The organism is Elioraea rosea, from assembly GCF_007644105.1.
GTDB lineage: Bacteria > Pseudomonadota > Alphaproteobacteria > Acetobacterales > Acetobacteraceae > Elioraea_A > Elioraea_A rosea.
Genome location: NZ_VFAC01000004.1, coordinates 121229 through 142172, shown reverse-complemented (window position 1 = coordinate 142172; position 20944 = coordinate 121229). Strand labels below are relative to the sequence as shown.

General features: G+C 70.3%; 18 protein-coding genes. 13 read left to right on the top strand and 5 right to left on the bottom strand.

The features are described 5' to 3' along the window. Positions 1–82: 82 nt before the first annotated feature. The gene (locus FIF60_RS05090; protein WP_158639069.1) at positions 83–1156 is read left to right on the top strand and encodes an AbrB family transcriptional regulator; all 1074 of its coding nucleotides are present in this window, start codon (positions 83–85) and stop codon (positions 1154–1156) included. Then, on the top strand, positions 1140–1931 hold the full coding sequence (locus FIF60_RS05085; protein WP_144184513.1) for an SDR family oxidoreductase: 792 nt from the start codon (positions 1140–1142) through the stop codon (positions 1929–1931). The genes FIF60_RS05090 and FIF60_RS05085 overlap by 17 nt, the downstream gene beginning before the upstream one ends. Positions 1932–1964: 33 nt before the next feature. Here the strand turns inward: FIF60_RS05085 and FIF60_RS05080 are convergent, their stop codons facing one another. From FIF60_RS05080 to FIF60_RS05070, 3 genes are all read right to left on the bottom strand, one after another. Further along, positions 1965–2987, bottom strand: coding sequence for a catalase family peroxidase (locus tag FIF60_RS05080; RefSeq protein WP_144184511.1), 1023 nt, complete (start codon positions 2985–2987; stop codon positions 1965–1967). A gap of 66 nt (positions 2988–3053) precedes the next feature. Beyond that, positions 3054–4010 carry an alpha/beta fold hydrolase gene (locus tag FIF60_RS05075; protein ID WP_144184509.1) on the bottom strand — a complete coding sequence of 319 codons (957 nt, stop codon included), beginning with the start codon at positions 4008–4010 and terminating at the stop codon, positions 3054–3056. A gap of 67 nt (positions 4011–4077) precedes the next feature. Next, positions 4078–4773 carry an FCD domain-containing protein gene (locus FIF60_RS05070; RefSeq protein ID WP_144184507.1) on the bottom strand — a complete coding sequence of 232 codons (696 nt, stop codon included), beginning with the start codon at positions 4771–4773 and terminating at the stop codon, positions 4078–4080. 119 nt (positions 4774–4892) lie between these two features. On the opposite strand from FIF60_RS05070, the gene FIF60_RS05065 reads away from it, so the two are divergent. The 8 genes from FIF60_RS05065 to FIF60_RS05030 are packed head-to-tail and all read left to right on the top strand — an operon-like array spanning position 4893 to position 12735. Further along, complete coding sequence (locus FIF60_RS05065; protein ID WP_144184505.1) at positions 4893–6086, top strand: CaiB/BaiF CoA transferase family protein; 1194 nt, start codon at positions 4893–4895, stop codon at positions 6084–6086. 11 nt (positions 6087–6097) lie between these two features. Beyond that, a complete protein-coding gene (locus tag FIF60_RS05060) occupies positions 6098–6904 on the top strand; it encodes an enoyl-CoA hydratase (protein ID WP_144184503.1) in 807 nt (268 codons plus the stop codon). A gap of 56 nt (positions 6905–6960) precedes the next feature. Continuing rightward, positions 6961–7938 (top strand): Bug family tripartite tricarboxylate transporter substrate binding protein, encoded by a 978-nt coding sequence (locus tag FIF60_RS05055; protein ID WP_144184501.1) that lies wholly within the window; start codon positions 6961–6963, stop codon positions 7936–7938. Next, positions 7935–8387 (top strand): tripartite tricarboxylate transporter TctB family protein, encoded by a 453-nt coding sequence (locus tag FIF60_RS05050; RefSeq protein ID WP_144184499.1) that lies wholly within the window; start codon positions 7935–7937, stop codon positions 8385–8387. Before FIF60_RS05055 ends, FIF60_RS05050 begins: the two co-directional genes overlap by 4 nt. Positions 8388–8390: 3 nt before the next feature. Continuing rightward, positions 8391–9851, top strand: coding sequence for a tripartite tricarboxylate transporter permease (locus FIF60_RS05045; protein WP_144184497.1), 1461 nt, complete (start codon positions 8391–8393; stop codon positions 9849–9851). Then, entirely contained in the window at positions 9848–11194 is a 1347-nt protein-coding gene (locus FIF60_RS05040) for an MmgE/PrpD family protein (RefSeq protein WP_144184495.1), read from the top strand. The genes FIF60_RS05045 and FIF60_RS05040 overlap by 4 nt, the downstream gene beginning before the upstream one ends. Positions 11195–11206: 12 nt before the next feature. Beyond that, positions 11207–11971 (top strand): 3-oxoacyl-ACP reductase FabG, encoded by a 765-nt coding sequence (fabG, locus tag FIF60_RS05035; protein ID WP_144184493.1) that lies wholly within the window; start codon positions 11207–11209, stop codon positions 11969–11971. A gap of 8 nt (positions 11972–11979) precedes the next feature. After that, positions 11980–12735, top strand: coding sequence for a sulfite exporter TauE/SafE family protein (locus FIF60_RS05030; protein WP_158639068.1), 756 nt, complete (start codon positions 11980–11982; stop codon positions 12733–12735). On the opposite strand, the gene FIF60_RS05025 is transcribed toward FIF60_RS05030, so the two are convergent. Continuing rightward, on the bottom strand, positions 12732–13304 hold the full coding sequence (locus tag FIF60_RS05025) for a demethoxyubiquinone hydroxylase family protein (protein ID WP_144184489.1): 573 nt from the start codon (positions 13302–13304) through the stop codon (positions 12732–12734). The two genes, FIF60_RS05030 and FIF60_RS05025, sit on opposite strands and share 4 nt — an antisense overlap. A gap of 98 nt (positions 13305–13402) precedes the next feature. On the opposite strand from FIF60_RS05025, the gene FIF60_RS05020 reads away from it, so the two are divergent. From FIF60_RS05020 to malQ, 3 genes are all read left to right on the top strand, one after another. Then, positions 13403–13759 (top strand): thiol-disulfide oxidoreductase DCC family protein, encoded by a 357-nt coding sequence (locus tag FIF60_RS05020; RefSeq protein WP_144184487.1) that lies wholly within the window; start codon positions 13403–13405, stop codon positions 13757–13759. A gap of 118 nt (positions 13760–13877) precedes the next feature. Then, a complete protein-coding gene (gene glgX / locus FIF60_RS05015) occupies positions 13878–15947 on the top strand; it encodes a glycogen debranching protein GlgX (RefSeq protein WP_239451489.1) in 2070 nt (689 codons plus the stop codon). Next, positions 15944–18040 carry a 4-alpha-glucanotransferase gene (gene malQ / locus FIF60_RS05010; protein ID WP_144184483.1) on the top strand — a complete coding sequence of 699 codons (2097 nt, stop codon included), beginning with the start codon at positions 15944–15946 and terminating at the stop codon, positions 18038–18040. The genes glgX and malQ overlap by 4 nt, the downstream gene beginning before the upstream one ends. 122 nt (positions 18041–18162) lie before the next feature. Here malQ and polA read toward each other — a convergent pair whose 3' ends face one another. After that, entirely contained in the window at positions 18163–20931 is a 2769-nt protein-coding gene (gene polA, locus FIF60_RS05005; RefSeq protein WP_144184481.1) for a DNA polymerase I, read from the bottom strand. Positions 20932–20944: the final 13 nt, after the last annotated feature.

Here is a 20944-nt window from a genome sequence, read left to right as displayed (position 1 = left end):
CCGCGACCATGATGCCGCAACCGGTTCAATGAACGACGCCCCGCCGCCCCCCGCGCCGCAAGCTGCGAAACGCGCGACGGTCATGTCCCGCCTGCCGAAGCTCAACTCGCTGAAGCCGCGGGCCATCGCGCTCGGCCTCGCGCTTGGCCTTGCTGGCGGCGTCGTCGCCTGGTGGCTTCGCGTGCCGCTCGCCTGGATGATCGGCCCGATGGTGGCCACCGCGGCCGCCTCTGCCTACGGGCTCTCGCTCGCGCCGGTCCCGGCTGGTCGGCAGATCGGCCAGGCGGTGGTCGGCGTGGCGATCGGGCTCAGGATGACGCCGGCGGTGCTCGGTGGAACGATCTCGCTCGCGCCTGCGATCGTGGTGGCGACCATCGGCGTCATCGCCGTGACGACGGCCGCGGCCTTCCTGCTCCGCCCGCTTGCGCGCGTCGATGCGCGCACCGCGTTCTTCGCCACCGCCGCGGCCGGCATGGCCGACATGGCGCAGGTCGCGCGCCGGCATGGCGGCGATGCCGATGCGGTGGCGACGGTGCATGCCATCCGCGTCTTCGTCGTGGTGCTGATGGTTCCTGTGCTCGTCGTCGCCTTCGGCACAGGCGGGAGCATCGAGGAGGCGCCTGCGGAAGGCGTTCACCCATGGGCCTGGGTGGCACTCATGCCTGGCGCGCTCGTCTGCGCCTGGGCGCTGATGCCTGCGGGGTTCCCCAACCCCTGGCTCGTCGGTCCGATGCTCGGCGCGGCCGTCTTCGCCGCCGTCGAGCCGTTCCGTGCGGCAGTGCCGTGGGGCGCGCTCGTGGTGGCGCAGATCGCGATCGGCATCGCGCTCGGCGTGCGCTTCCGACGCGAGAGCCTGCTTCGCCTGCCGCGCGTGGCGCTCGGCGGGCTTGCGGTTGCGGTGCTGCTCGTGGTCGCCGCGGCGGCCGGCGGCGCCCTGCTTGCAGCCGCGACGGGCCTGCCCTATGCCGCGGCCTTCCTCGCCGTCGCGCCGGCAGGCATCACCGAGATGGTGCTGACGGCGAAGATCATGCGCCTCGACGCAACGGCGGTGACTGCGTTCCAGATCGTCCGCATCGCCGTGATCGCGGCAACCATTCTTCCCGTGTTCGGTCTCTATCGCATCGTCGAAAGGAGGATCAGTGGATCTCAGGTATGAAGGGCGTCGCGTGCTCGTCGTCGGCGCATCGGCTGGCATCGGGCTGGCCACCGCGCGGATGCTCGCCGCAGAGGGTGCGCGTGTCGCCATCGCATCGCGTAACGCCGCCGACATCGCCGACGCCGCGGCCGCGATCGGCGAAGCCACGGGCAACGCGCCGGAGGCCTTCGCCGCCGATGTCACCTTCGCGGGTGAGGCAGACGCGCTTGTCGCCAAGGCGACCGCAGCGCTCGGCGGGCTCGATGCGGTGATCGATTGCGTGGGCGGGTCGATCCGCTCCGCCTTCGAGAAGCTCACCGACGAGGACTGGCTCGGCAACTACACGTTCAACGTGCTCTCCGCCGTGCGGCTTGTGCGCGCCGCGCTGCCGCATCTGAGGAAGGGCGAGGGGCCGGCGATCGTCATCCTCGGTGCCGCCTCGGCGCGGCAGCCGCATGCGCACCAGGTCGTCTCCAACGTGCACAAGGCGGGTCTGCTCGGGCTCGTGAAGACATTGGCGGGCGAGCTCGCGCCCGAGGGCATCCGCATCAACTCGGTCGCGCCTGGCCGCACGCTCACCCGGCTCTGGACCGACCGGGCCGACAGGATGGCGGCCGAGCGAGGCGTCACGCGCGAGGAGATCATCGCCGAGTTTACGCACGAGATCCCGCTCGGGCGTTTCGGCGAGCCCGACGAGGTCGCCGCGATGGTGGTGTGGCTCGCGAGCCCTTTGGCCGGCTACGTCACCGGCCAGACGGTGAATGTCGATGGCGGCATCGCGAAAGGCCTGCTCTGAAGAAGGGGCCCTTCGCGTGCCATCGCGCCCGCCTCAGTTGCTTCGCCGCGAGAGCGACACCGCATAGACCTCCGCTCGGATCGTCAGGATCGGATCGTTCGACGGCTCGATCCCGTCGGGCAGGAGTGTCGGGTTGAAGAAGCGCCCGTCGCACGCGCCCTTCGTTCCCGCCGCATCGGCCGCGGTGATGCGGAGAAGCCCGACCTGCAGCGTCTCCCGGTCGGCCGGCCAGGCGGTTACGGCATCGTCGACGGCATCACCCGGGGCGGCGAGCGTCAGAAGCACGCGCCACTCCGCCGGGCCGCGGCCGAGGCGGTCGCGCAGCTCAGTGTCCAGGAAGTCGCGCGGGCGGGAGGCGCGTTCCTCCGCCGTCAGGCCAACCCGCCCGGCGACCGGCTCGAAGGTCCATCGCGCATGGCGGCGGGCTCCGGCGGCATCGACGAGGACGAAGCTGTTGACCCCGAAATACGGCGCCGTCGCATAGCTTGCGGGTGGCGCATTCTCGCGGAGATAGGCCATCTGCGGCGCCCAGTCGGGATGGGCGGCGTTGGCTGCGGCGACGGCCTCGGCATTGACGCGTCCCGTCGCGGGGTCCGCCTGTCGCACGCGCAGGAAGGTCAGGAAGCTCTCCGGCGTCCGCGCGCCGAAGACCGGTGCATTGATCAGCACGAACTCGTGCGCCTCGCCGCCCGGACCCTCGATCGCGAAGGAGAGGCCGCGCACGGAAGGCGATGCATCCGGCGCATTCGGATTGCCGCCGCCGACGGAGAAGCGCGCCAGTACGGGAGCACGCACGCCCTCGCGCAGCGTGGCCGCCTTCGTCAGATGGGCGGCCGCGCCCGTCGCAATGAACTCGCCGGTCGCGCACACCCCTTTGGCGCCGCTTCGCCGTGCCCCGGCATGGACGCCGAACACGCCCTCGAACGCATCGACGAGCTGTTCGGCGATCGTCTTCTGGTCCGACGCCGATGCGGGTACAGGCTCGAAAAGGGTTGCGGCGAGCGCGAGGGCTACCGAGCCACGCAGAAGCCGGCCAAGGATCGAGGCAGGGCGCATCGGAGGATCTCCTTCGTTGTGCCCACGCTTCGCCTCCGCCTCGGTGGAGGTTACCTCACCTGCCGATCATTCCTTGTAAGGAACGGGTTCGCTGCCTGAGAAGAAGCGCCAGAACGGATCGTAGACGAGCTCGGGCCGGTGCTCGGCGGGGTAGTGGCCCGTCGGCACCGGCCAGCCGCGAAGGTCGGGTGCCCAGGGGGCCCAGGCCTCGAGCGGCTTGAAGTGCCGGCCGCAATGGCTGTTCGAGCCCCAGAGCACGAGGACGGGCGCGGCGATCGTCCGCTTTCCGAAATCGGCGGTGTCCATCGCGAAGTCGACCGAGACGGTCGCGCGATAGTCCTCGCACACGGCGTGGATCTGCTCTGGCGTGGTGCAGCGGACGTACTCCGCCATGGCCTCGGCGCTGAAGATCTCGAGTCCGACCCCCTTCTTGTTCAGCTTGTATGAGATGTAATAGGCGAGGTCGGCGCAGAGCAGCTTCTCGGGGAAGGGCGCTTTCTGCGCCATGAAGAACCAGTGATACGCCTCGAGCCCCCAGCCGAGGGTGACGTTCGAGAGCACGTGGTGCGTCGGCACGATGTCGAGCGCTGCGAGCCGCGTGACCTTCTCGGGATGGTCGAGCGCCATGCGGAAGCCGACGCGCGCGCCGCGGTCATGCCCGGCCACGCCGAAGCGGCCGAAGCCGAGCTTCTCCATCACGGCGACGTTGTCGTTCGCCATGGTGCGGAACGAGTAGCCGCTGTGATCGGGCCCGCCGTCGGGCTTGTCGCTGTCGCCGTAGCCGCGCAGGTCGGGCGCGACGACGGTGAAGCCCTGCGCGAGCGAGGGCGCGACCTTGTGCCAGGAGACGAGCGTCAGCGGGTTGCCGTGCAGCAGGAGGAGCGGCGGCCCCGATCCGCCGATCGCGACATTGATGCCGACGCCGCCGACATCGATGCGCTCGCGACGGAAGCCTGGCAGCAGCTCCTTCCCCCAAGGGATCATGGCCGGCGGGGCGCTCTGTGGGGCGATGTCATCTGGCATGGGTGTCCTCCGTTCGCGCGAACGGTCGACGCGCAAAGCGAAAGTGTCAACAGTCGGCTGTAGGGAGTTAGCTGCCGGTGCCGGCGGCGACGACGTCGAGGAAGCGGCGTCGCCCGCCGACGATGTGCTCCTCGCCCATGCGCCGCGCCGTATCGACGTCACCGCGGCGGATCGCATCCAGCATCGCCGCATGCTCGGCGTTGCTCTCGGCCATGTTGCGCGGGCTGAACAGGCTTCGCCGCCGGCAGAGATGGCTCTCCTTCACCAGCGCGTCGTACATGGCCTTGGCGCGCGCGTTGCCGGCGAACTGCATGAGCCGGTCGTGGAAGGCGAGGTTGATCTCGTAGTAGCCGGCCTGGTCGCCGTCTGCCGCGGCGCGCTCCATGCGGGCCACCATCGCGGCGAGCTCGGCCCGCTGGTCGGCCGTCGAGGCGGCGGCGAGGCGGGCGCAGGCGAAGCCCGTGATCAGCCCGCGCATCTCGTAGATCTCGACCGCCTGCTCGACCGAGACCTCGCGCACATAGACGCCGCGGTTGACCCGTGCCTCGACGAGCCCGGCCCGCTCGAGGCCGCGAAGCGCCTCGCGCACCGGCCCGCGGCTGACCTGCAGGCGCTGGGCGACGTGCTGTTCGTTGATGCGTTCGCCGGGCTTCACCTCGCCGGCGAGGATCAGGCGCTCAAGCTCCCGCTGCACCAGCGTGGTGAGCGACTGGGTGCGGACGATGTCGATCGGACCGGCTGATCCTGGCGGCGTGTCGAGCATGCGCCCGGTGTGCCATCGCGGCGTTGCAAACGCAAACTGTTAACAGTTTACACACGCTCGCGCCGGTGCTAAGCCGCCTCGGAAAACGCCAAGCAGCACGCAAGAGAGGGCCGTCCAGTATGCCGCTTCCTGCCGCCTCCGCCACGCTTTCGGGTATCCGGGTGCTGGACCTCACGCGCGTCCGCTCCGGGCCGACCTGCGTCCGCCAGCTCGCAGACTGGGGGGCGGACGTGATCAAGGTCGAGATGCCCGAAGGCCTCGATGCGGGCGAGCCGCTCGGCGGACCGCGGCATGGCCCGGATTTCCAGAACCTGCACCGCAACAAGCGGGCGATGACGCTGAACCTGAAGGCGCCCGAGGGGATCGCGATCTTCCGCAAGCTCGTCGAGACGGCGGACGTGGTGGTGGAGAACTTCCGGCCCGACGTGAAGGGCCGCCTCGGCATCGACTACGAGAGCCTGAAGGCGATCAACCCGCGCATCATCCTCGCCTCGATTTCCGGCTTCGGCCAGGACGGTCCGTACGCGGAACGGCCCGGCTTCGATCAGATCGCCCAGGGCCTCGGCGGGCTGATGAGCATCACCGGCCTGCCCGGCCAGGGCCCCGTGCGCGTCGGCATTCCCATCGCCGATCTCTGCGCCGGCATCTTCTGCTCGCAGGGCATCATGCTCGCGCTGCTCGAGAGGCAGAAATCCGGCCTCGGCCAGTGGGTGCAGACCTCGCTTCTGCAGGCGCAGATCTTCATGCTCGACTTCCAGGCGGCGCGCTGGCTGGTCGACCACGAGGTGCCGAAGCAGGCAGGCAACAACCATCCGACCTCGATCCCGACCGGCGTGTACCCGACGGCGGACGGCCACATCAACGTCGCGGTCGCTGGCGGCAAGATCTGGGAGCGCTTCGCCAAGGTCGTCGGCCGCGAGGACTGGATCACCAACCCCAACTACGCCAAGGGGGCTGACCGGTCGAAGAACCGCGACGCGCTGAACGCGGAGATCAACGAGGTGCTGAAGACGAAGCCCTCGGCACACTGGGTCGCGACGCTGAACGAGGCGGGCGTGCCGACGGGCCCGATCTACTCGATCGACGAGGTGTTCGCCGACCCGCAGGTGAAGCATCTCGGCGTCGCCGCCTCGGTCGAGAGCCCCGTGCGTGGGAAGATCGAGCTCGTCAGCCAGCCGATCGTCTTGTCGCGCACGCCGTCCTCCCTCGCCGCGCCGCCGCCCGAGATTGGCCAGCACACCGACGAGGTGCTCGCCGAGGCCGGCTACTCGTCGGACGAGATCGCCGGCTTCCGCGCGCGCCAGATCATCTGAGGAGCAGCCCCATGCCCGACGGCCTCGTTCTCAAGACCGACAAGATGCTTGCCTCCAAGGCAGGCGGCATCGGCACCATGACCTTCAACAACCCCGAGCGCCGCAACGCGGTCTCGATGGAGATGTGGGAGGCGGCGGAAGCCATCCTCACCGATTTCCGCGACGACCCCGAGGTACGCGTCGTCGTCGTCACCGGCGCGGGCGGCAAGGCGTTCGTCTCCGGAGCAGACATCTCGAAATTCGAGAGCGAGCGGCAGGGCGATGACGCCGTGCGCGCCTACAACGCGCAGACCGAGCGCGTGTACGGGCTGTTGCACGGCTTCCCGAAGCCGACCATCGCCGAGATCCACGGCGCCTGCGTCGGCGGCGGCATGGCGCTCGCCATCTGCTGCGACCTGCGCCTCTGCGCCGAGGACAGCCGCTTCGGCATCCCTGCCGCCAAGCTCGGCCTCGGCTACGGCTATGTCGGGATGAAGCGCCTCTCCGACGTGGTGGGCCCCTCCTTCGCGAAGGAGATGCTGTTCACCGCGCGGCTCTTCTCCGCCGAGGAGGCGCGCATCATGGGCCTCGTCAACCGTGTTCTGCCCGATGCCGAGCTCGCCGCGTACGTGGCGGACTATGCGGCGACCATCGTCGGCAACGCGCCGCTCACCGTCACCACCGCAAAGTTCGTCCTGAACGAGGCGATGAAGGACGAGAGCCAGCGCGACCGCGCGAAAGGCGACGCGATGGTCGCTGCCTGCTTCGCCTCCGAGGACTACATCGAGGGCCGCCGCGCCTTCCTCGAGAAGCGGAAGCCTCAGTTCAAGGGACGCTGACCGGACCAACCGCCGAGGGGCCCGCAGAAGCGCCCCCGGCCTCCAGGGAGAGTACCATGCTGACACGTCGTGCCACGCTTGCCGTCGTACCGGCCGGCCTCGCCGCGCCTGCGCTGTTCGCCGCGAGGGCGGACGCGCAGGCGCGCTATCCCGTGCAGACGGTCACGCTGGTGACGCACTCCTCCCCCGGCGGCGGGAGCGACGTGTTCCTCCGCGAGCTGATCCGCCACCTCCAGCCGGTGATGGGGGTGAACTTCGCTGTGGAGAACGTGCGCGGCGGAAGCGGTGCGACGGCGGTGGCGCGCGTCGCACGGTCCCGTCCCGATGGCGGAATGTTCTACGCGACGACGCCGACCTACATCCAGACGACGCTGCTCTCGCGTCCCGAGTTCGGCTACGACAGCCTTGACCCTCTCTCGGTCGTGTTTCTCGACCCCGAGGTCGTCTACACGCGGAAGGAATCGCCATTCAACACGCTCGGCGAGGCGATGGCCGCTGCGCGCGCCAATCCAGGCAGGCAGAAATGGGGCGCGGCGAACCCCGCCTCGCTCGAGCGTATCGCGCTGGAGCGCCTGAACCGCCTCACCGGCGCGCGCGCCGCGGTGGTGCCGCACGAGGGCGGCGGCGACCTGATGATCAACGTGCTGAACGGCACGCTCGATCTCGGCATCGGCGAGGTGCAGGAGATCCGCGCCCAGCTCGACGCGGGGCGGGTCAAGCTGCTCGGCGTTCTCACCGAGGATCGCCTCTCCGACTTCCCCGATCTCGGTACCGCGCGCGAGCAGGGCATCGACCTTGTGGTGACGAAGTTCCGGGGCCTCGCCGGCCCGAAGGGCATGCCGGACGAGATCGCCGCGCAATGGGCCTCTGCACTGGCAACCGTGCTCGACAGTCCCGCCTACAAGGCGGTGTACACGAAGGAGAGCCTGGTGCCGACCCCGCGACTTCTGCCTCGCCCGGCCGCACGCGCCTTCACCACCGAGGTCGCGGCCGATATCGGCACCTCCCTGCGGGAGCTCGGCGTCGCGCGATGAGCCGTGCGGCCGATCTCGGCCTTGGCCTCGGCGCGATCGCGCTCGCCGGCGGCTATGGCGCGATGGCGGCGGCGATTCCGAAAAGCCTCCTGTCCGATGCGGTCGGCCCGGGCGGCGTGCCGCTCGTCATCGCCGGGCTGATGGGGTTGGCGGGCACGGGGCTTCTGCTCCGCGCCACTCTGGCCGGCCGGACAGATGCGCGCGAACCGCCTGACCATGTGCGCGCGGCCGGGCTGCTCGGACTTCTCGTGGTGTACGTGGCAGCGATCCCGCATGTGGGATATCCGATCGCCATCGGCGCGCTTGCCGCGGCAGTCGCCTGGTTTGCCGGCGCGCGCGGATGGAGCGTTGCGGCCTTCGCCGTCGGGCTCGCGCTGCTGTTCTGGGGAGGCTTCGTCCTCCTGCTCGGCATTCCGTTCCCTGCGGGGCGCCTGTTCGGCGGATACTGAGGGATGGCGGGGCTCCTGTCCGGTGACGGGCTCGTCACCATCCTGTTCGCCACCGCAGGCTGCCTCTGGGGCATCCTCGGCGGCGCGCTGCCGGGCATCTCGCCCTCGATCGCGATGGCGCTGCTGCTGCCGTTCACCTACGGCATGGAGCCGATCCCCGCGATCGTGCTTCTCGCCTCCGTCTATGTCGGCGCGGAATATGGTGGGTCGATCCCCGCGATCCTGATCCGCACGCCGGGAACGAATGCCTCCGCCGCGACGACGCTCGACGGCTACGAGATGGCGCGGCAGGGCAAGGGGGGAGAGGCGCTCGGCATTTCGCTCGTGTCCGGCCTCGTCGGCGGCCTCTTCGGCCTGGTCGTTCTCGTTCTGGCGACGGAACCGCTGGCGCGCCTCGCGCTCGCGTTCACCCCGGCAGCCTATTTCGCGCTCGCCGTGCTCGGGCTTTCGGTCATCGCCTCGCTCTCCGGCAAGTCGCTCATGAAGGGGCTGGTCGCCGCCGCACTCGGGCTGATGATCGCCACGGTCGGAACCGACCCCGTGTCGGGCGTGCCGCGCTTCACCTTCGAGAGCGCGGAGCTGCTCGGCGGCATCCGTCCCATCCTGGTGATGGTCGGGCTGTTCGCCGTCGCCGAGATGCTCGTGCAGATTGGCGAGCCGCCTTGGGCGAAGGCGGAGGCGGGTGACACGCGGCTCGAGCTTCCCGGGCTTGCGATGATGCGGCGTCTGCTTCCTGCCCAGGCGATCGGCTGCGGCATCGGCACGTTCGAGGGCGTGACGCCCGGCGCGGGCGGAACCATCGCTGCCTTCATGGCCTACAACGAGGCGCGGCGCTGGTCGCGCAACAAGGACGCGTTCGGCAAGGGCGCGCCCGAGGGCGTCGCGGCGCCGGAGGCGGCGAACAATGTCGTCACGGCAACCGCGCTCGTTCCCCTGCTCTCGCTCGGCATTCCCGGCTCGAACTCGGCCGCGATCCTGCTGGGCGGCTTCATGGTGCATGGGCTGACGCCGGGACCGCTGCTGTTCGAGCGCGCGCCGGAGGTCGTCTGGGGCCTCTATGGCGGGCTGCTCGCCGCCAACATCGCCATGCTCCTGCTCGGCCTCGTCATCCTCACGCCGGCGCTCTGGCTCGTGAACCGGCCGAAGCCCTACCTGCTCGCCGCCATTCTCTGCCTCATCGTCTCGGGCGTGTTCGCGATCGAGCAGAGCCTGTTCGATGTCGCCCTCGTCCTCGGCTTCGGCGTTCTCGGCTACCTGCTTCGCCTGGCCGAGGTTCCGGTGCTGCCGCTCGTTCTCGGCGTGGTGCTCGGCTTCATGCTCGAGAGCAACTACCGCCGCAGCCTGGTGATCTCGGGGGGCGACCATGCCGTGTTCGTCGAGGACCCGATCGCGCTCACGCTGCTTGCCCTCGCCGCGGCGCTCACCGCCTATTCGCTCTGGTCCGAGTTCAGGAGAAAAGCATGACGATCGCGCAACGTCTCGCCGCCGCGGCGCTGGCGGCGAAACCGACCGAGGCGATGCGCGACATGGCTGAGCGCCTCGTGCTCGATGCCGGCGGGCTCTGCGTCGGCGCGCGCAACGAGGACTATCTCACCGCCGTGCTCGACAGCACCGAAGGCGCGGGTGGCTCGACGGCGATCGGCCACGCGAGGGCGCTGACGGCGACCGATGCCGCGCTGGTGAATGGAACCGCCGCGCATGGCGAGGACTATGACGACACGTTCGAGGGCGGGCCCGTTCATGCCGGGGCCGTCGTCGTCCCGGCCGTGCTCGCCGCCGCGGAGCGGTTCGGCCTCTCGGGCGCGGACGCGTTCGCTGGCATCGCGGTGGGCTCGGAGGCGACGTGCCGGCTCTCGACCGTGATCCCGAAGGCGGTACACAAGGCCGGCTTCCACCCCACCGCGGTGTTCGGCGCGATGGGCGCTGCGCTCGGCGTCGGCATCGCGCTCCGGCTGTCGGAGAAGGCGCTCGTCGATGCGCTCGGCATCGCAGGAAGCTTCGCCTCCGGCGTGATCGAGTACCTGGCCGACGGGTCCTGGACCAAGCGCGTCCACCCAGGCTGGGCGGCGCAGGCGGGGGTGCGGGCGGCACTTCTCGCGCGCGGCGGCTTCATTGGCCCCGCTTCGGTGTTCGAGGGCAAGCACGGGCTGTTCAACGGCTTCGCCCGCGCGACGGAAGGCGACTGGGACGCGCTGCTCGGTGGCTTCGGCGAGCGTTGGGTGGCCGAGACGATCGCGTTCAAGCCCTATGCCTGCGGCACGATGATCCACCCCTACATCGACTGCGCACGGCGCCTCGCCGCACGCGGCATCGCGCCCGAGCGCATTGTCTCCGTCACCTGCGAGACGGCGGAAGGCATCCTGCACAGGCTCTGGGAACCGCTCGAGTTCAAGCGCGCCGTTCCGAACGCCTATGCTGCGAAGTTCTCCATCCCCTACGGCATCGCGGCAGGCTTCATCCTCGACGGCGCCTATCTCGACGCCTTCACCGAGGAGCGGGTGGCCGATCCGCGGCTTCGCGCGCTCGCTGCCAAGGTGTCCTACGTCGTCGACCCCGCGAACCCTTATCCGAAGGCCTTCACCGGCCATGTGCGACTGGCGCTCGATGACGGAACCGAGGTGGAGGACCGCCAGCCGCATTTCCGCGGCGGCGCGTCGGAGCCTCTGTCGCGTACCGAGCTCGAGGAGAAGTGCATCGCCAATTGCCGTCACGGCGGATGGAGCGAGGCGCAGGCCCGCGCTCTGCTCGGCTTCGCGGGTTCGGTGTTTGCGTCTACGCGCGTCGATATGTCCGCCCTGCGCGGGTGAGGAGAGAGGACCATGCAGAGGGAACTCGAGGGCCGCGTCGCGCTCGTCACCGGTGCGGGGCGGAACATCGGCGCGGCGATCGCGCGCGATCTCGCAGCGTGCGGTGCTGCGGTGGTGGTGAATGCGCGCAGCAACCGCGACGAGGCCGAGGCTGTCGCGCAGTCGATCCGCGGGGCAGGCGGCCGTGCCGCGGTCACGCTCGGCGATGTGGTGGACCAGGCTGCCGCTGCGGCGATGGTGCGCACCGCGCTCGAGAGCTTCGGGCGTCTCGACATCCTCGTGAACAACGCAGCGATCCGCCGCGAGGTGCCGTTCGAGGAGATGGATTTTGCCGCCTGGCGCGCCATCCTCGATGTCTGCCTCGATGGCGCCTTCCACGTCACCAAGGCCGCGCTCGCCGCGCTGAAGGCGTCGGGTGCCGGCGCGATCATCAATATCGGCGGGCTCACCGGGCACACCGGCGCGCCACACCGGGCGCATGTCGTCACGGCCAAGGCGGGGCTTGCCGGCTTCACCCGCGCGCTGGCGCATGACCTCGCGGCCGACGGCATCACCGTCAACCTCGTCGCGCCGGGCATGATCGACACGACGCGCGGGCCAGGCGGGTCCGCCACTCCGCACGCGCCTGGGCATCGCGCGGGGCGGAAGACGCTTGTCGGCCGCGAGGGCACCTCGGAGGAGGTGGCGGCAGCGGTGCGCTACCTCGCCGGCCCGGGCGCGCGCTACGTCACGGGGCAGTCGATCCACGTCAACGGCGGCGCGTTCCTCGCAGGCTGAGCGCGGCGGTGCTCGAACCCTGGCAGTGGGCGGCGGCGCTCGCGCTGTCGCTCGTGGCCGGGACGCTTTCGGGCATCTCCGGCTTCGGCGCGGGGCTGATGATGTCGGCCTACCTGCTGCCGGTGCTCGGCGCGCGCGTTGCCGTGCCGGTGCTTGCGGTGGCGATGGTGCCGACCAATTTCGGGCGCATCTGGGCCTTCCGGCACGGGCTCTCGCTTCGCCGTGCCGTGCCCGTACTTCTCGGGGTCCTGCCCGGGTCTCTCCTCGGCGCCTCGGCCTTCGCCGCGCTCTCCGGGCCGATGGCGGATCTGCTCGTCGGAAGCTTCCTGGTCATCAGCGTGCCGCTCCGCCGTGCTCTGTCGGGCCGCGCGGTGATGGGCCACCCCGTCGTGCTCGTCCTCGGCGGGGCGGCCACGGGACTCCTCTCGGGCATGACAACGGGGGTGGGCGTGCTTCTCGTGCCGCTTCTCCTCGGCGCGGGGCTCACCGGCCCCGCGCTTCTCGCGACCGACGCCTTCGTCTCAGGGTCGATGCATCTCGCGCGCTGTGCGGGCTACGCCGCAACGGGCCTGCTGCCCGCCGACCTCGTGGTGCTCGGCCTCGCTCTCGGGGCGGCGACCGTTCCGGGAAGCCGGCTGGCCGCGGCGATCGTCGCGAGGCTGCCGCCGTGGCGGCACGTGCAGATCCTCGAAGGGCTGGTCATCGCCGTCGGGCTCACGACAGCTGGCCTCGCGGCCAGGGCCCTCTGGCTGGGGGCGGCCTAGATCCGCCGCGCGGCGGAGACGGCCGCGGAGGACCCGGCACCGACGAGGCGCGACCACGCGCGGAGCAGCAGCCCAGGCGGTTCGTCGCCGAGCTCGCGCGCCTCGTCGCGGTGGTGCACCTCCTCGACGCGGCAATGCTCGAGCAGCGCGCGGATGTCGGGGTGGATCGCCTCGGCGTCGAGGCGGTCGATCTGCGCCTGGTAGTGGTGGTCGACGAAGGTCTCGACCGCATCGATCGTCGCGTACACCGCGCGCGGCCCGAACAGCGAGGGGATCGCCCCGGTCAGCCACCCCGCGATGCGCCAGATGGGCAGAAGCCGGCTTCGCTGCGCACGCGGCAGGAGCGCCTCGAGAAGGTCGAGATGCCCCTGCTCCGTCGCCTTGTGCCGCTCGCTGAACTGGCGCACGCCCGCATCACGGCTCACGGCGAGGATGCCGCGATAGATCATCACCGCGCCGGTTTCGCCCGCATGGTCGGAGCGGAGCTCGCCGATCACCCAGGCAGGCAGCGCGCTTGCCGGCGTGCTGACGAGGGGCGGAGCGGGGGCATGGCTCGTTGGCGCGTTCATCGATCGGTGGCTCCTGATGACCGACGAGAGATGGCGCCGCCGCGCGTGGCCGCAAGCGCAGGGCTTGGCGGCGGCCGGTACGGGGCCATTTCCATATCATGCAGGACGCGCGCACACGGCCGGTCGTGTACTTCGATGGCGGCTGCCCCGTCTGCCGCCGCGAGATCGCACATTACCGCGGCCGCCCGGGCGCCGAGGGTGTGGAGTGGGTCGATCTCACCGCGTGCGACGACGCGGCATTGCCGGAAGGCCTGACGCGCGAGGCTGCGCTCGCGCGCATGTATGTGCTGGGGGCGGACGGGCGGCTCGCGAGCGGCGCGCGCGCCTTCGCCGTGCTCTGGCGGGCTCTGCCTGGCTGGCGGCTGCTCGGGCGCGTGGTCGGCAGCTGGCCGGTCGCGCCGGTAGCGGAACTGGCCTACCGAAGCTTCCTGGTGCTGCGCCGCGCCTGGCGCTGACCAACGCCCACACGCTGCGGTTGACCCGGCCTCGCGCAGCCGGGCTACCATGACGCAATGCGAGAAAGCGGCGTCGTCGGATCGTCGGCTCTGTCACGCGAGGGAGGAGCCGCCCTGCGTGACCCTTCTGCCTGAGCGGCTCGAGCCCGGTTCCGGCCACGCGCTCGGCGCGACCTGGGACGGGATGGGCGTGACCTTCGCGCTGTTCTCCGAGCATGCCTCGCGCGTGGTGCTCTGCCTGTTCGACCGTGACGGCCGGCGCGAGATCGCCCGGCGCGACCTGCCCGAGCACAGCGACGGGGTATGGCACGGCTATCTTCCCGGCGCAGGACCCGGTCTCGCCTATGGCTATCGGGTGCATGGGCCGTGGGAGCCGAAGGCAGGCCACCGCTTCAATCCCAACAAGCTGCTGCTCGACCCGTATGCGAAGGCACTGGCCGGCACGCTGCGATACGGCGAAGCGCTGCATGGCCACCGCGCGGATGGGGCGATGGATCGCCGTGACAGCGCCGCGCTGATGCCGAAGGCCGTGGTAACGACCTTCGCCGAGCCGGACGGTGCACCGCCGCCGCCGCGCACCGCCTGGCGCGACACGGTGATCTACGAGGCGCATCTGCGCGGCCTCACCATCACCCACCAAGCCGTTCCGGAAGCGCATCGTGGCCGATTCGCCGGGCTCGCCCACCCGGCCGTCATCGGGCACCTGCAGCGCATCGGCGTGACCGCCGTCGAGCTCCTGCCGGTCCAGGCCTTCGCCGATGAACCCTTCCTGGTCCGCCGCAAGCTCACGAACTACTGGGGGTACAACACGCTCGGCTTCTTCGCGCCGCATTGCCGCTATCTCGCGTCCGGCGAGGCTGAGGAGATGCGCGCCGCCATCCGCGCCCTTCACGCGGCCGGAATCGAGGTGATTCTCGACGTCGTCTACAATCACACCGCGGAGGGGGACGAGGATGGCCCGACCCTCTCTTTCCGCGGTATCGACCAGGCGAGCTACTACCGCCTCCGGGCAGACGATCCGCGCCGGATGGTGAACGACACGGGAACGGGCAACACGCTCAACCTTTCCCACCCTCGCGTCGTTCAGATGGTGATGGACAGTCTTCGTCATTGGGTCACCGTCTACGGTGTCGACGGGTTCCGCTTCGATCTCGCGACCGTGCTCGGCCGCGAGGCGGGCGGCTTCGATGTCGGGGCGGGCTTCTTCGACGCGCTTCGGCAGGACCCCGTGCTCGCGCGCGCCAAGCTCATCGCCGAGCCATGGGACATTGGCCATGGCGGCTATCAGCTCGGCCGCCATCCTTCCGGTTTCGCCGAGTGGAATGACCGGTTCCGCGACACCGTCCGCTGCTTCTGGCGTGGCGACGAGGGGCTTCGCCCGGCGATGGCCGCGCGGCTCGCAGGCTCGGCCGACCTGTTCGATCATTCCGGCCGCCGAGCCTGGGCGAGCGTGAACTACGTGGCGAGCCACGACGGCTTCACGCTGCGCGACACGGTGAGCTACGAGCGCCGCCACAACGAGGCGAACGGCGAGGAGGGCCGCGACGGACACCCCGACAACCATAGCCGCAACTGGGGCGCGGAAGGCGACACGGCCGATCCGGCGATCCTCGAAACCCGCCACCGCGTCGCGCGCGCCCTGCTCGCCACCGTCTTCCTCGCACATGGCACGCCGATGCTCGCGATGGGCGACGAGGCCTGGCGGAGCCAGGGCGGCAACAACAACGCCTACTGCCAGGACAATGCGACGAGCTGGTTCGACTGGACGCTTGCCGCCTCGGCGGAGGGCGAGGCGATGACGCGCTTCGTCGCGCGGCTCGCCGCGCTGCGCCGCGCTCATCCCGTTCTCAGGTCGGATCGTTTCCTTCATGGCGCGCATGTCGGCGGCGGCATCACCGACCTTGCCTGGTATGCCGCGGACGGCACGGTGCTCGCGCATGACCGCTGGCACGACCATGGCGACCGCGCCTTCGCGATGCAGCTCGCCGGCCCGTCCGGCGCCGGTATCGAGGTGCTGCGGGTGCTGATGAATCCCTCTCCGCAGCCGGCCACCTTCGCACTTGCAGGTGCGTTCCGGCTGCTCCTCGACACCGCCGCACCTGACGTGCCGGAAGCGGATGTGGCGGATCGTCTCGTCGTTCCGGCGCATGCGCTCGTGCTTCTCGCACGGCGCGAGGGGAGCGCATGACCGGCACGGACGAAGCCCTGCTTGCGCTCGCACGCCTCAACGGAATCGACCCGAGCTGGACCGATTATCGCGGCGAGCATCGCCATGTCGGTATCGACACGATCCGGGCGCTCCTTCGCGCCGTCGGTGTCGACGAGACGCGGCCGGAGGAGCGGCTTCGCGAGGCGGAGTCGGGGCTTTGGCATGGCGCCCTGCCGCCGCTTCTGACCGGCATCGCCGGCGGCGCGCTCACCGTTCCCCTCGGCGAGCAGGATCTGGGGCAGGCGGTCACGTGGCGTCTCGAGGATGCCGCAGGCGGGCTGCATCACGGCACGGCCGAGCCGTTCCGCGGCGACGCCGGCGCGATGCGCTTCACCATCACCCTGCCGGAAGCGATCGGTGAAGCGACGCTCGACTTCTCGGAGCGTTCGGTGCGGGTGCTCGTCGCTCCCCCCAGCTGCCATCGTGGCGCCCTCGCGACGCGTCGCCTCTGGGGAATCGGTGCGCAGGTCTACGGGCTTCGCGGCGCGGGCGATGGCGGGCTCGGGCATCTCGGCCATCTGCCCCCCCTTGTTCGCGCGGCTGCCTCGGCCGGGGCCGACGCGCTCGCGGTCAGTCCGCTGCACGCGCTTTTCGCCGCCGACCCGCTTGCCTACAGCCCCTACTCGCCTTCGCATCGCTCGATGCTGAACGGCTGGATGGCCGACCCCGGCGGGCTCGCCGACGTCGCCTCCGTCGCCGAGCTCGCCGCATCGCTGGGGCTGTCCGATGGGCTCGGCGAACTCCAGGCCTCGAGCCTCGTCGACTACGGCCGCGCGGTGCCAGCGCGCCTCGCGCTCTTGCGTGCGCTGTTCGCGCGCTTCCGTGAGGCCCATCGCGGCAGCGCTCTCGAGGCGGAGTTCCTCGCGTTCCGGAGCTCGGGCGGCATGACGCTCGAGAACCATGCGCGGTTCGAGGTGCTGCACGCGGTCCAGTATCAGCGGGATCCTTCGCTGTGGGATTGGCGGAGCTGGGACGCGCCGCTGCGCAACCCTGCCTCGGAGGAGGTCGAGCGCTTCGCCGCCGCGCAAGCCGAGGAGGTGACGTTCCATGCCTTCCTGCAATGGCTCGCGGCGCGGCAGCTCGATGCCGCGCAGAAGGCGGCGATGGATGCTGGCATGGGGATCGGCCTGATCTCCGACCTCGCGGTCGGCAACAGCCCGGGCGGCTCGCGCGCCTGGTCAGGCACCGCCGCGCTTCTCTCCGGCGTCGCGATCGGTGCGCCGCCGGATGCGCTGAACCCGATCGGACAGAACTGGGGGCTGACCACCTTCGCGCCGCGGCCGCTCGTCGAAGCCGCGTTCCTTCCCTTCCTCGAGGACCTGCGCACGGCGATGCGCCATGCCGGCGGTATCCGGCTCGACCATGTGATGGGTCTTGCGCGCATCTGGTGCATTCCCGATGGCGCAGCACCTGGCGAGGGGGCCTATCTGCGCTTCCCGGCCGCCGACATGCTGCGCATCGTCGCCGCCGAATCGGAGGCCGACGAGGCGATCGTCATCGGCGAGGATCTCGGGACGGTTCCGGAAGGCTATGGCGAGACGCTCGCCGACCATGTGCTCTACGGCATCCGCGTGCTGTTCTTCGAGCGCGAGGGGACCGGATTCGCGGCGCCCTCGCGCTACGACGCCACCGCGACCGCGACGAGCACGACGCATGACCTGCCGACGCTCGCGGGCTGGTGGGAAGGACAGGACATTCCGCTTCGCGAGGAGCTTGGCCTTCTCGCTCCTGGAGAGACGCGGGAGCAGGCCGAAGCGCTGCGCGCGGAGGACAGGCGCTGCCTCTGGCAGGCGCTGGCGGAGCATGGCGGGGCGCAGGGCGAACCGCCGCTCCGCGCCGAGCATCAGCTTGGCACGTCCGTGGCCCGATTTCTCGGCGCTACGCCCTCGCCGCTCGTCGTCATGCCGCTCGAGGACGTGACGCTGACGGTCGAGCAGCCGAACCTTCCCGGAACGACATCGGAACATCCGAACTGGCGGCGCCGCGTGCGCAAGGAGGCGGAGCGGCTGCTCGGCGAGGAGCCGGCGGTGTCGATTCTCGCCGCGCTCGACGAGGCCCGCCGTCGCCGCTAGAGCGGCGCCCGATCTTATGGAACCAACCCCGGTTCCATCAGGTCGGGCTAAGCTGCTCTACCCATTTGTGGTCTTGGAGCACGACCTCCCGATCGATCGAGTCCAATCGATCGGAACGTGCTCTAATGCGCCGCCGCCCAGTTCGGCGCTGCACCGGTCTCGACGACGAGGGGAACGCGCAAGGTGGCAGCCCCTTCCATCACCTGCTTCACGGCAGACGCCGTCGCCTCCGCCTCGCCTTCGGGCACCTCGAACAGCAATTCGTCATGCACCTGGAGCAGCATGCGCGCGGCGAGGCCGGCCGCGGCGAGCGCTCGGGGAAGCCGCACCATCGCGCGCTTGATCACGTCCGCCGCGCCGCCCTGGAGCGGGGCGTTGATCGCCTGGCGTTCGGCAAAGCCGCGGCGGGCAGGGTTCTTCTCGCCGATGCCTGGAATCCACACGCGCCGTCCGAACGGCGTCGTGACGAACCCCTTCATCCGCGCCTCCTCCTTCATCCGCTCCATGTAGGCGCGGATGCCGGGGTAGCGTTCGAAATAGGCATCGATATAGGCCTTCGCCTCCCCTGGCGTGACGGAGAGCTGGTTGGCGAGTCCGAAGGCGGAGATGCCGTAGATGATGCCGAAGTTGATCGCCTTGGCGCGTCGCCGTGTCAGCGGGTCCATCCCCGCCATCGGCACGCCGAACACCTCCGAGGCCGTGCGCGCGTGGATGTCCTCGCCCTTCCGGAACGCGTCCGACAGCGCGGGAACGTCGGCGACATGCGCGAGAAGGCGAAGCTCGATCTGGCTGTAGTCGGCCGAGAGGAGGAGGTGCCCCGCCTCGGCGACGAAGGCGCGGCGAATGCGCCGGCCTTCCTCGGTGCGCACGGGAATGTTCTGGAGATTGGGGTCGGTCGAGGAGAGGCGCCCGGTGCTCGCCGCGGCCATCGCGAAGCAGGTGTGAACGCGGTTCGTCTCGGGGTTGATCTGGTTGACCAGCGCATCTGCGTAGGTCGACTTTAGCTTGTCGAGTTGGCGCCACTCCAGCACCTTGGCGGGCAATGGATGCTGCGGCGCGAGCTCCTCCAGCACACCGGCATCGGTTGCATACTGGCCCGTGGCGGTCTTTGTCCGCCGGCCGCCGGGCGGTTCGAGCTTCAGCTCGTCGAACAGAACCTTGCCGAGCTGCTGGGGGCTGCCGACCGTGAAGCTCCGCCCCGCAAGCGTGTGGATCTCGCTCTCGAGCGCAGCGAGGCGGTCTGCGAACTCGGCGCTCATCTGGCGGAGGTCGCGCGCATCGACGGAGATGCCCGCGCGCTCCATCGCACCGAGCACGGGAACGAGCCGACGCTCCACCTGCTCGTAGAGCGAGAGCACCTTCGCCTCGCGCAGCCTCGGCCGCAGCACGTGCCAGAGGCGGAGCGTCACGTCGGCATCCTCGGCCGCATAGGCGGTCGCGCGGTCGAGCGACACCTCGGCGAAGGAGATGCGCGCGCGGCCCGTGCCGGTGACGCTGTCGTAGGTGATCGGCGTGTGGCCGAGATGCAGCGCGGAGAGATCGTCCATCCCATGCTTGTGGGCGCCGGCATCGAGGCAGAAGGAGAGAAGCATCGTGTCGTCGACCGGCGACACGGTGAGGCCGCCATTCTCCGCGCGCGCAAGCACGTTCAGGTCGTACTTGGCGTTCTGCAGGACCTTCAGGACCGAGGGGTCTGCCAGAAGCGGGCGAAGCGCGGCGATGGCCGCCTCGAAGCCGAGCTGTTTCGGCGGGGGGTCGGCCGCGAGGTCGTTGCCGCGGCTCGTGTGGCGGAGCGGGATGTAGGCCGCGCGACCGGGCGCGAGGGCGAGCGAAAGGCCGACGAGCCGGGCGCGCTGCGCATCGAGGCTGTCGGTCTCGGTGTCGAGCGCGACGATGCCGAGCGCGCGCGCCTCGACGATCCAGGCATCGAGGGTCGCCGCGTCGGTGATCGTGACATAGGGGCCGAACGGGGCGGCGGGGGCTTCCGGCGTGTCGGGCTTCGGCGCCTGCTCCGCCACCGCACCGGCGCCGTCGAGCCCGAGGCGCTGGATGGTCGAGCGGAAGTTCTGCGCGGCGAGCCATGTGGCGAGCCTCGCCTTCTCCGGCGGTTTCAGCGCGAGCGCGGCCAGCGGCATGGGCAGCGGCGCATCGGGGTTCAGCTCGACCAGCCTCCGGCTGACCCGCGCGGCCGCGGCATGCTCGATCAGCGCCTCGCGCCGCTTCGGCTGCCTGATCTCGCCGGCCCGCGCGAGAAGCGTCTCGACATCGCCGTACTCGGTGATCAGCGCGGCCGCGGTCTTGATGCCGATGCCTGGGACGCCGGGCACGTTGTCGATCGAATCGCCGGCAAGCGCCTGCACCTCGACCACCTTCGAGGGCGGCACCCCGAACTTCTCGACGACCTCCGCCTCGGTGATCGGCTTCTGCTTGATGGGGTCGAGCATGGTCACCGACGGCCCGACGAGCTGCATCAGGTCCTTGTCGGAGGAGATGATGGTCACCCGCCCGCCTTCCTCCGTCTCGGCGCGGGCATAGGCGGCGATCAGGTCATCGGCCTCCCAGTCGGCGAGCTCGATCGCGGGCAGGCCGAACGCGTCCACCGCCTCGCGGATCAGGCCGAACTGGGGGATCAGCTCGGGCGGCGGGTCGGGTCGCTGGGCCTTGTAGGCCGGGTAGATGTCATTCCGGAACGTCCGCCGCCCGGCGTCGAAGATCACCGCCATCCGCACATCCGGGTTCTCGCGGATGAGCTTGGCGAGCATGTTCACGAAGCCGAACACGGCGTTCACGGGCGTGCCGTCCGGCCGCGTCATCGGCGGCAGGGCATGGAACGCGCGGAAGATGTAGCCCGACCCGTCGACAAGGATCAGGTGCTTGGCGTCTCCGGCCATGGCGGCCTCCCCG

What these genes read in the sequence shown, in the direction of transcription:
- FIF60_RS05050 (WP_144184499.1), top strand. Translation starts at nt 7,935, where the DNA reads ATGAGCCGTGCGGCCGATCTCGGCCTTGGCCTCGGCGCGATCGCGCTC.
- FIF60_RS05060 (WP_144184503.1), top strand. Translation starts at nt 6,098, where the DNA reads ATGCCCGACGGCCTCGTTCTCAAGACCGACAAGATGCTTGCCTCCAAG.
- polA (WP_144184481.1), bottom strand. Translation starts at nt 20,931, where the DNA reads ATGGCCGGAGACGCCAAGCACCTGATCCTTGTCGACGGGTCGGGCTAC.
- FIF60_RS05075 (WP_144184509.1), bottom strand. Translation starts at nt 4,010, where the DNA reads ATGCCAGATGACATCGCCCCACAGAGCGCCCCGCCGGCCATGATCCCT.
- malQ (WP_144184483.1), top strand. Translation starts at nt 15,944, where the DNA reads ATGACCGGCACGGACGAAGCCCTGCTTGCGCTCGCACGCCTCAACGGA.
- FIF60_RS05025 (WP_144184489.1), bottom strand. Translation starts at nt 13,304, where the DNA reads ATGAACGCGCCAACGAGCCATGCCCCCGCTCCGCCCCTCGTCAGCACG.
- FIF60_RS05065 (WP_144184505.1), top strand. Translation starts at nt 4,893, where the DNA reads ATGCCGCTTCCTGCCGCCTCCGCCACGCTTTCGGGTATCCGGGTGCTG.
- FIF60_RS05070 (WP_144184507.1), bottom strand. Translation starts at nt 4,773, where the DNA reads ATGCTCGACACGCCGCCAGGATCAGCCGGTCCGATCGACATCGTCCGC.
- FIF60_RS05045 (WP_144184497.1), top strand. Translation starts at nt 8,391, where the DNA reads ATGGCGGGGCTCCTGTCCGGTGACGGGCTCGTCACCATCCTGTTCGCC.
- fabG (WP_144184493.1), top strand. Translation starts at nt 11,207, where the DNA reads ATGCAGAGGGAACTCGAGGGCCGCGTCGCGCTCGTCACCGGTGCGGGG.
- FIF60_RS05090 (WP_158639069.1), top strand. Translation starts at nt 83, where the DNA reads ATGTCCCGCCTGCCGAAGCTCAACTCGCTGAAGCCGCGGGCCATCGCG.
- FIF60_RS05080 (WP_144184511.1), bottom strand. Translation starts at nt 2,987, where the DNA reads ATGCGCCCTGCCTCGATCCTTGGCCGGCTTCTGCGTGGCTCGGTAGCC.
- FIF60_RS05020 (WP_144184487.1), top strand. Translation starts at nt 13,403, where the DNA reads ATGCAGGACGCGCGCACACGGCCGGTCGTGTACTTCGATGGCGGCTGC.
- FIF60_RS05055 (WP_144184501.1), top strand. Translation starts at nt 6,961, where the DNA reads ATGCTGACACGTCGTGCCACGCTTGCCGTCGTACCGGCCGGCCTCGCC.
- FIF60_RS05040 (WP_144184495.1), top strand. Translation starts at nt 9,848, where the DNA reads ATGACGATCGCGCAACGTCTCGCCGCCGCGGCGCTGGCGGCGAAACCG.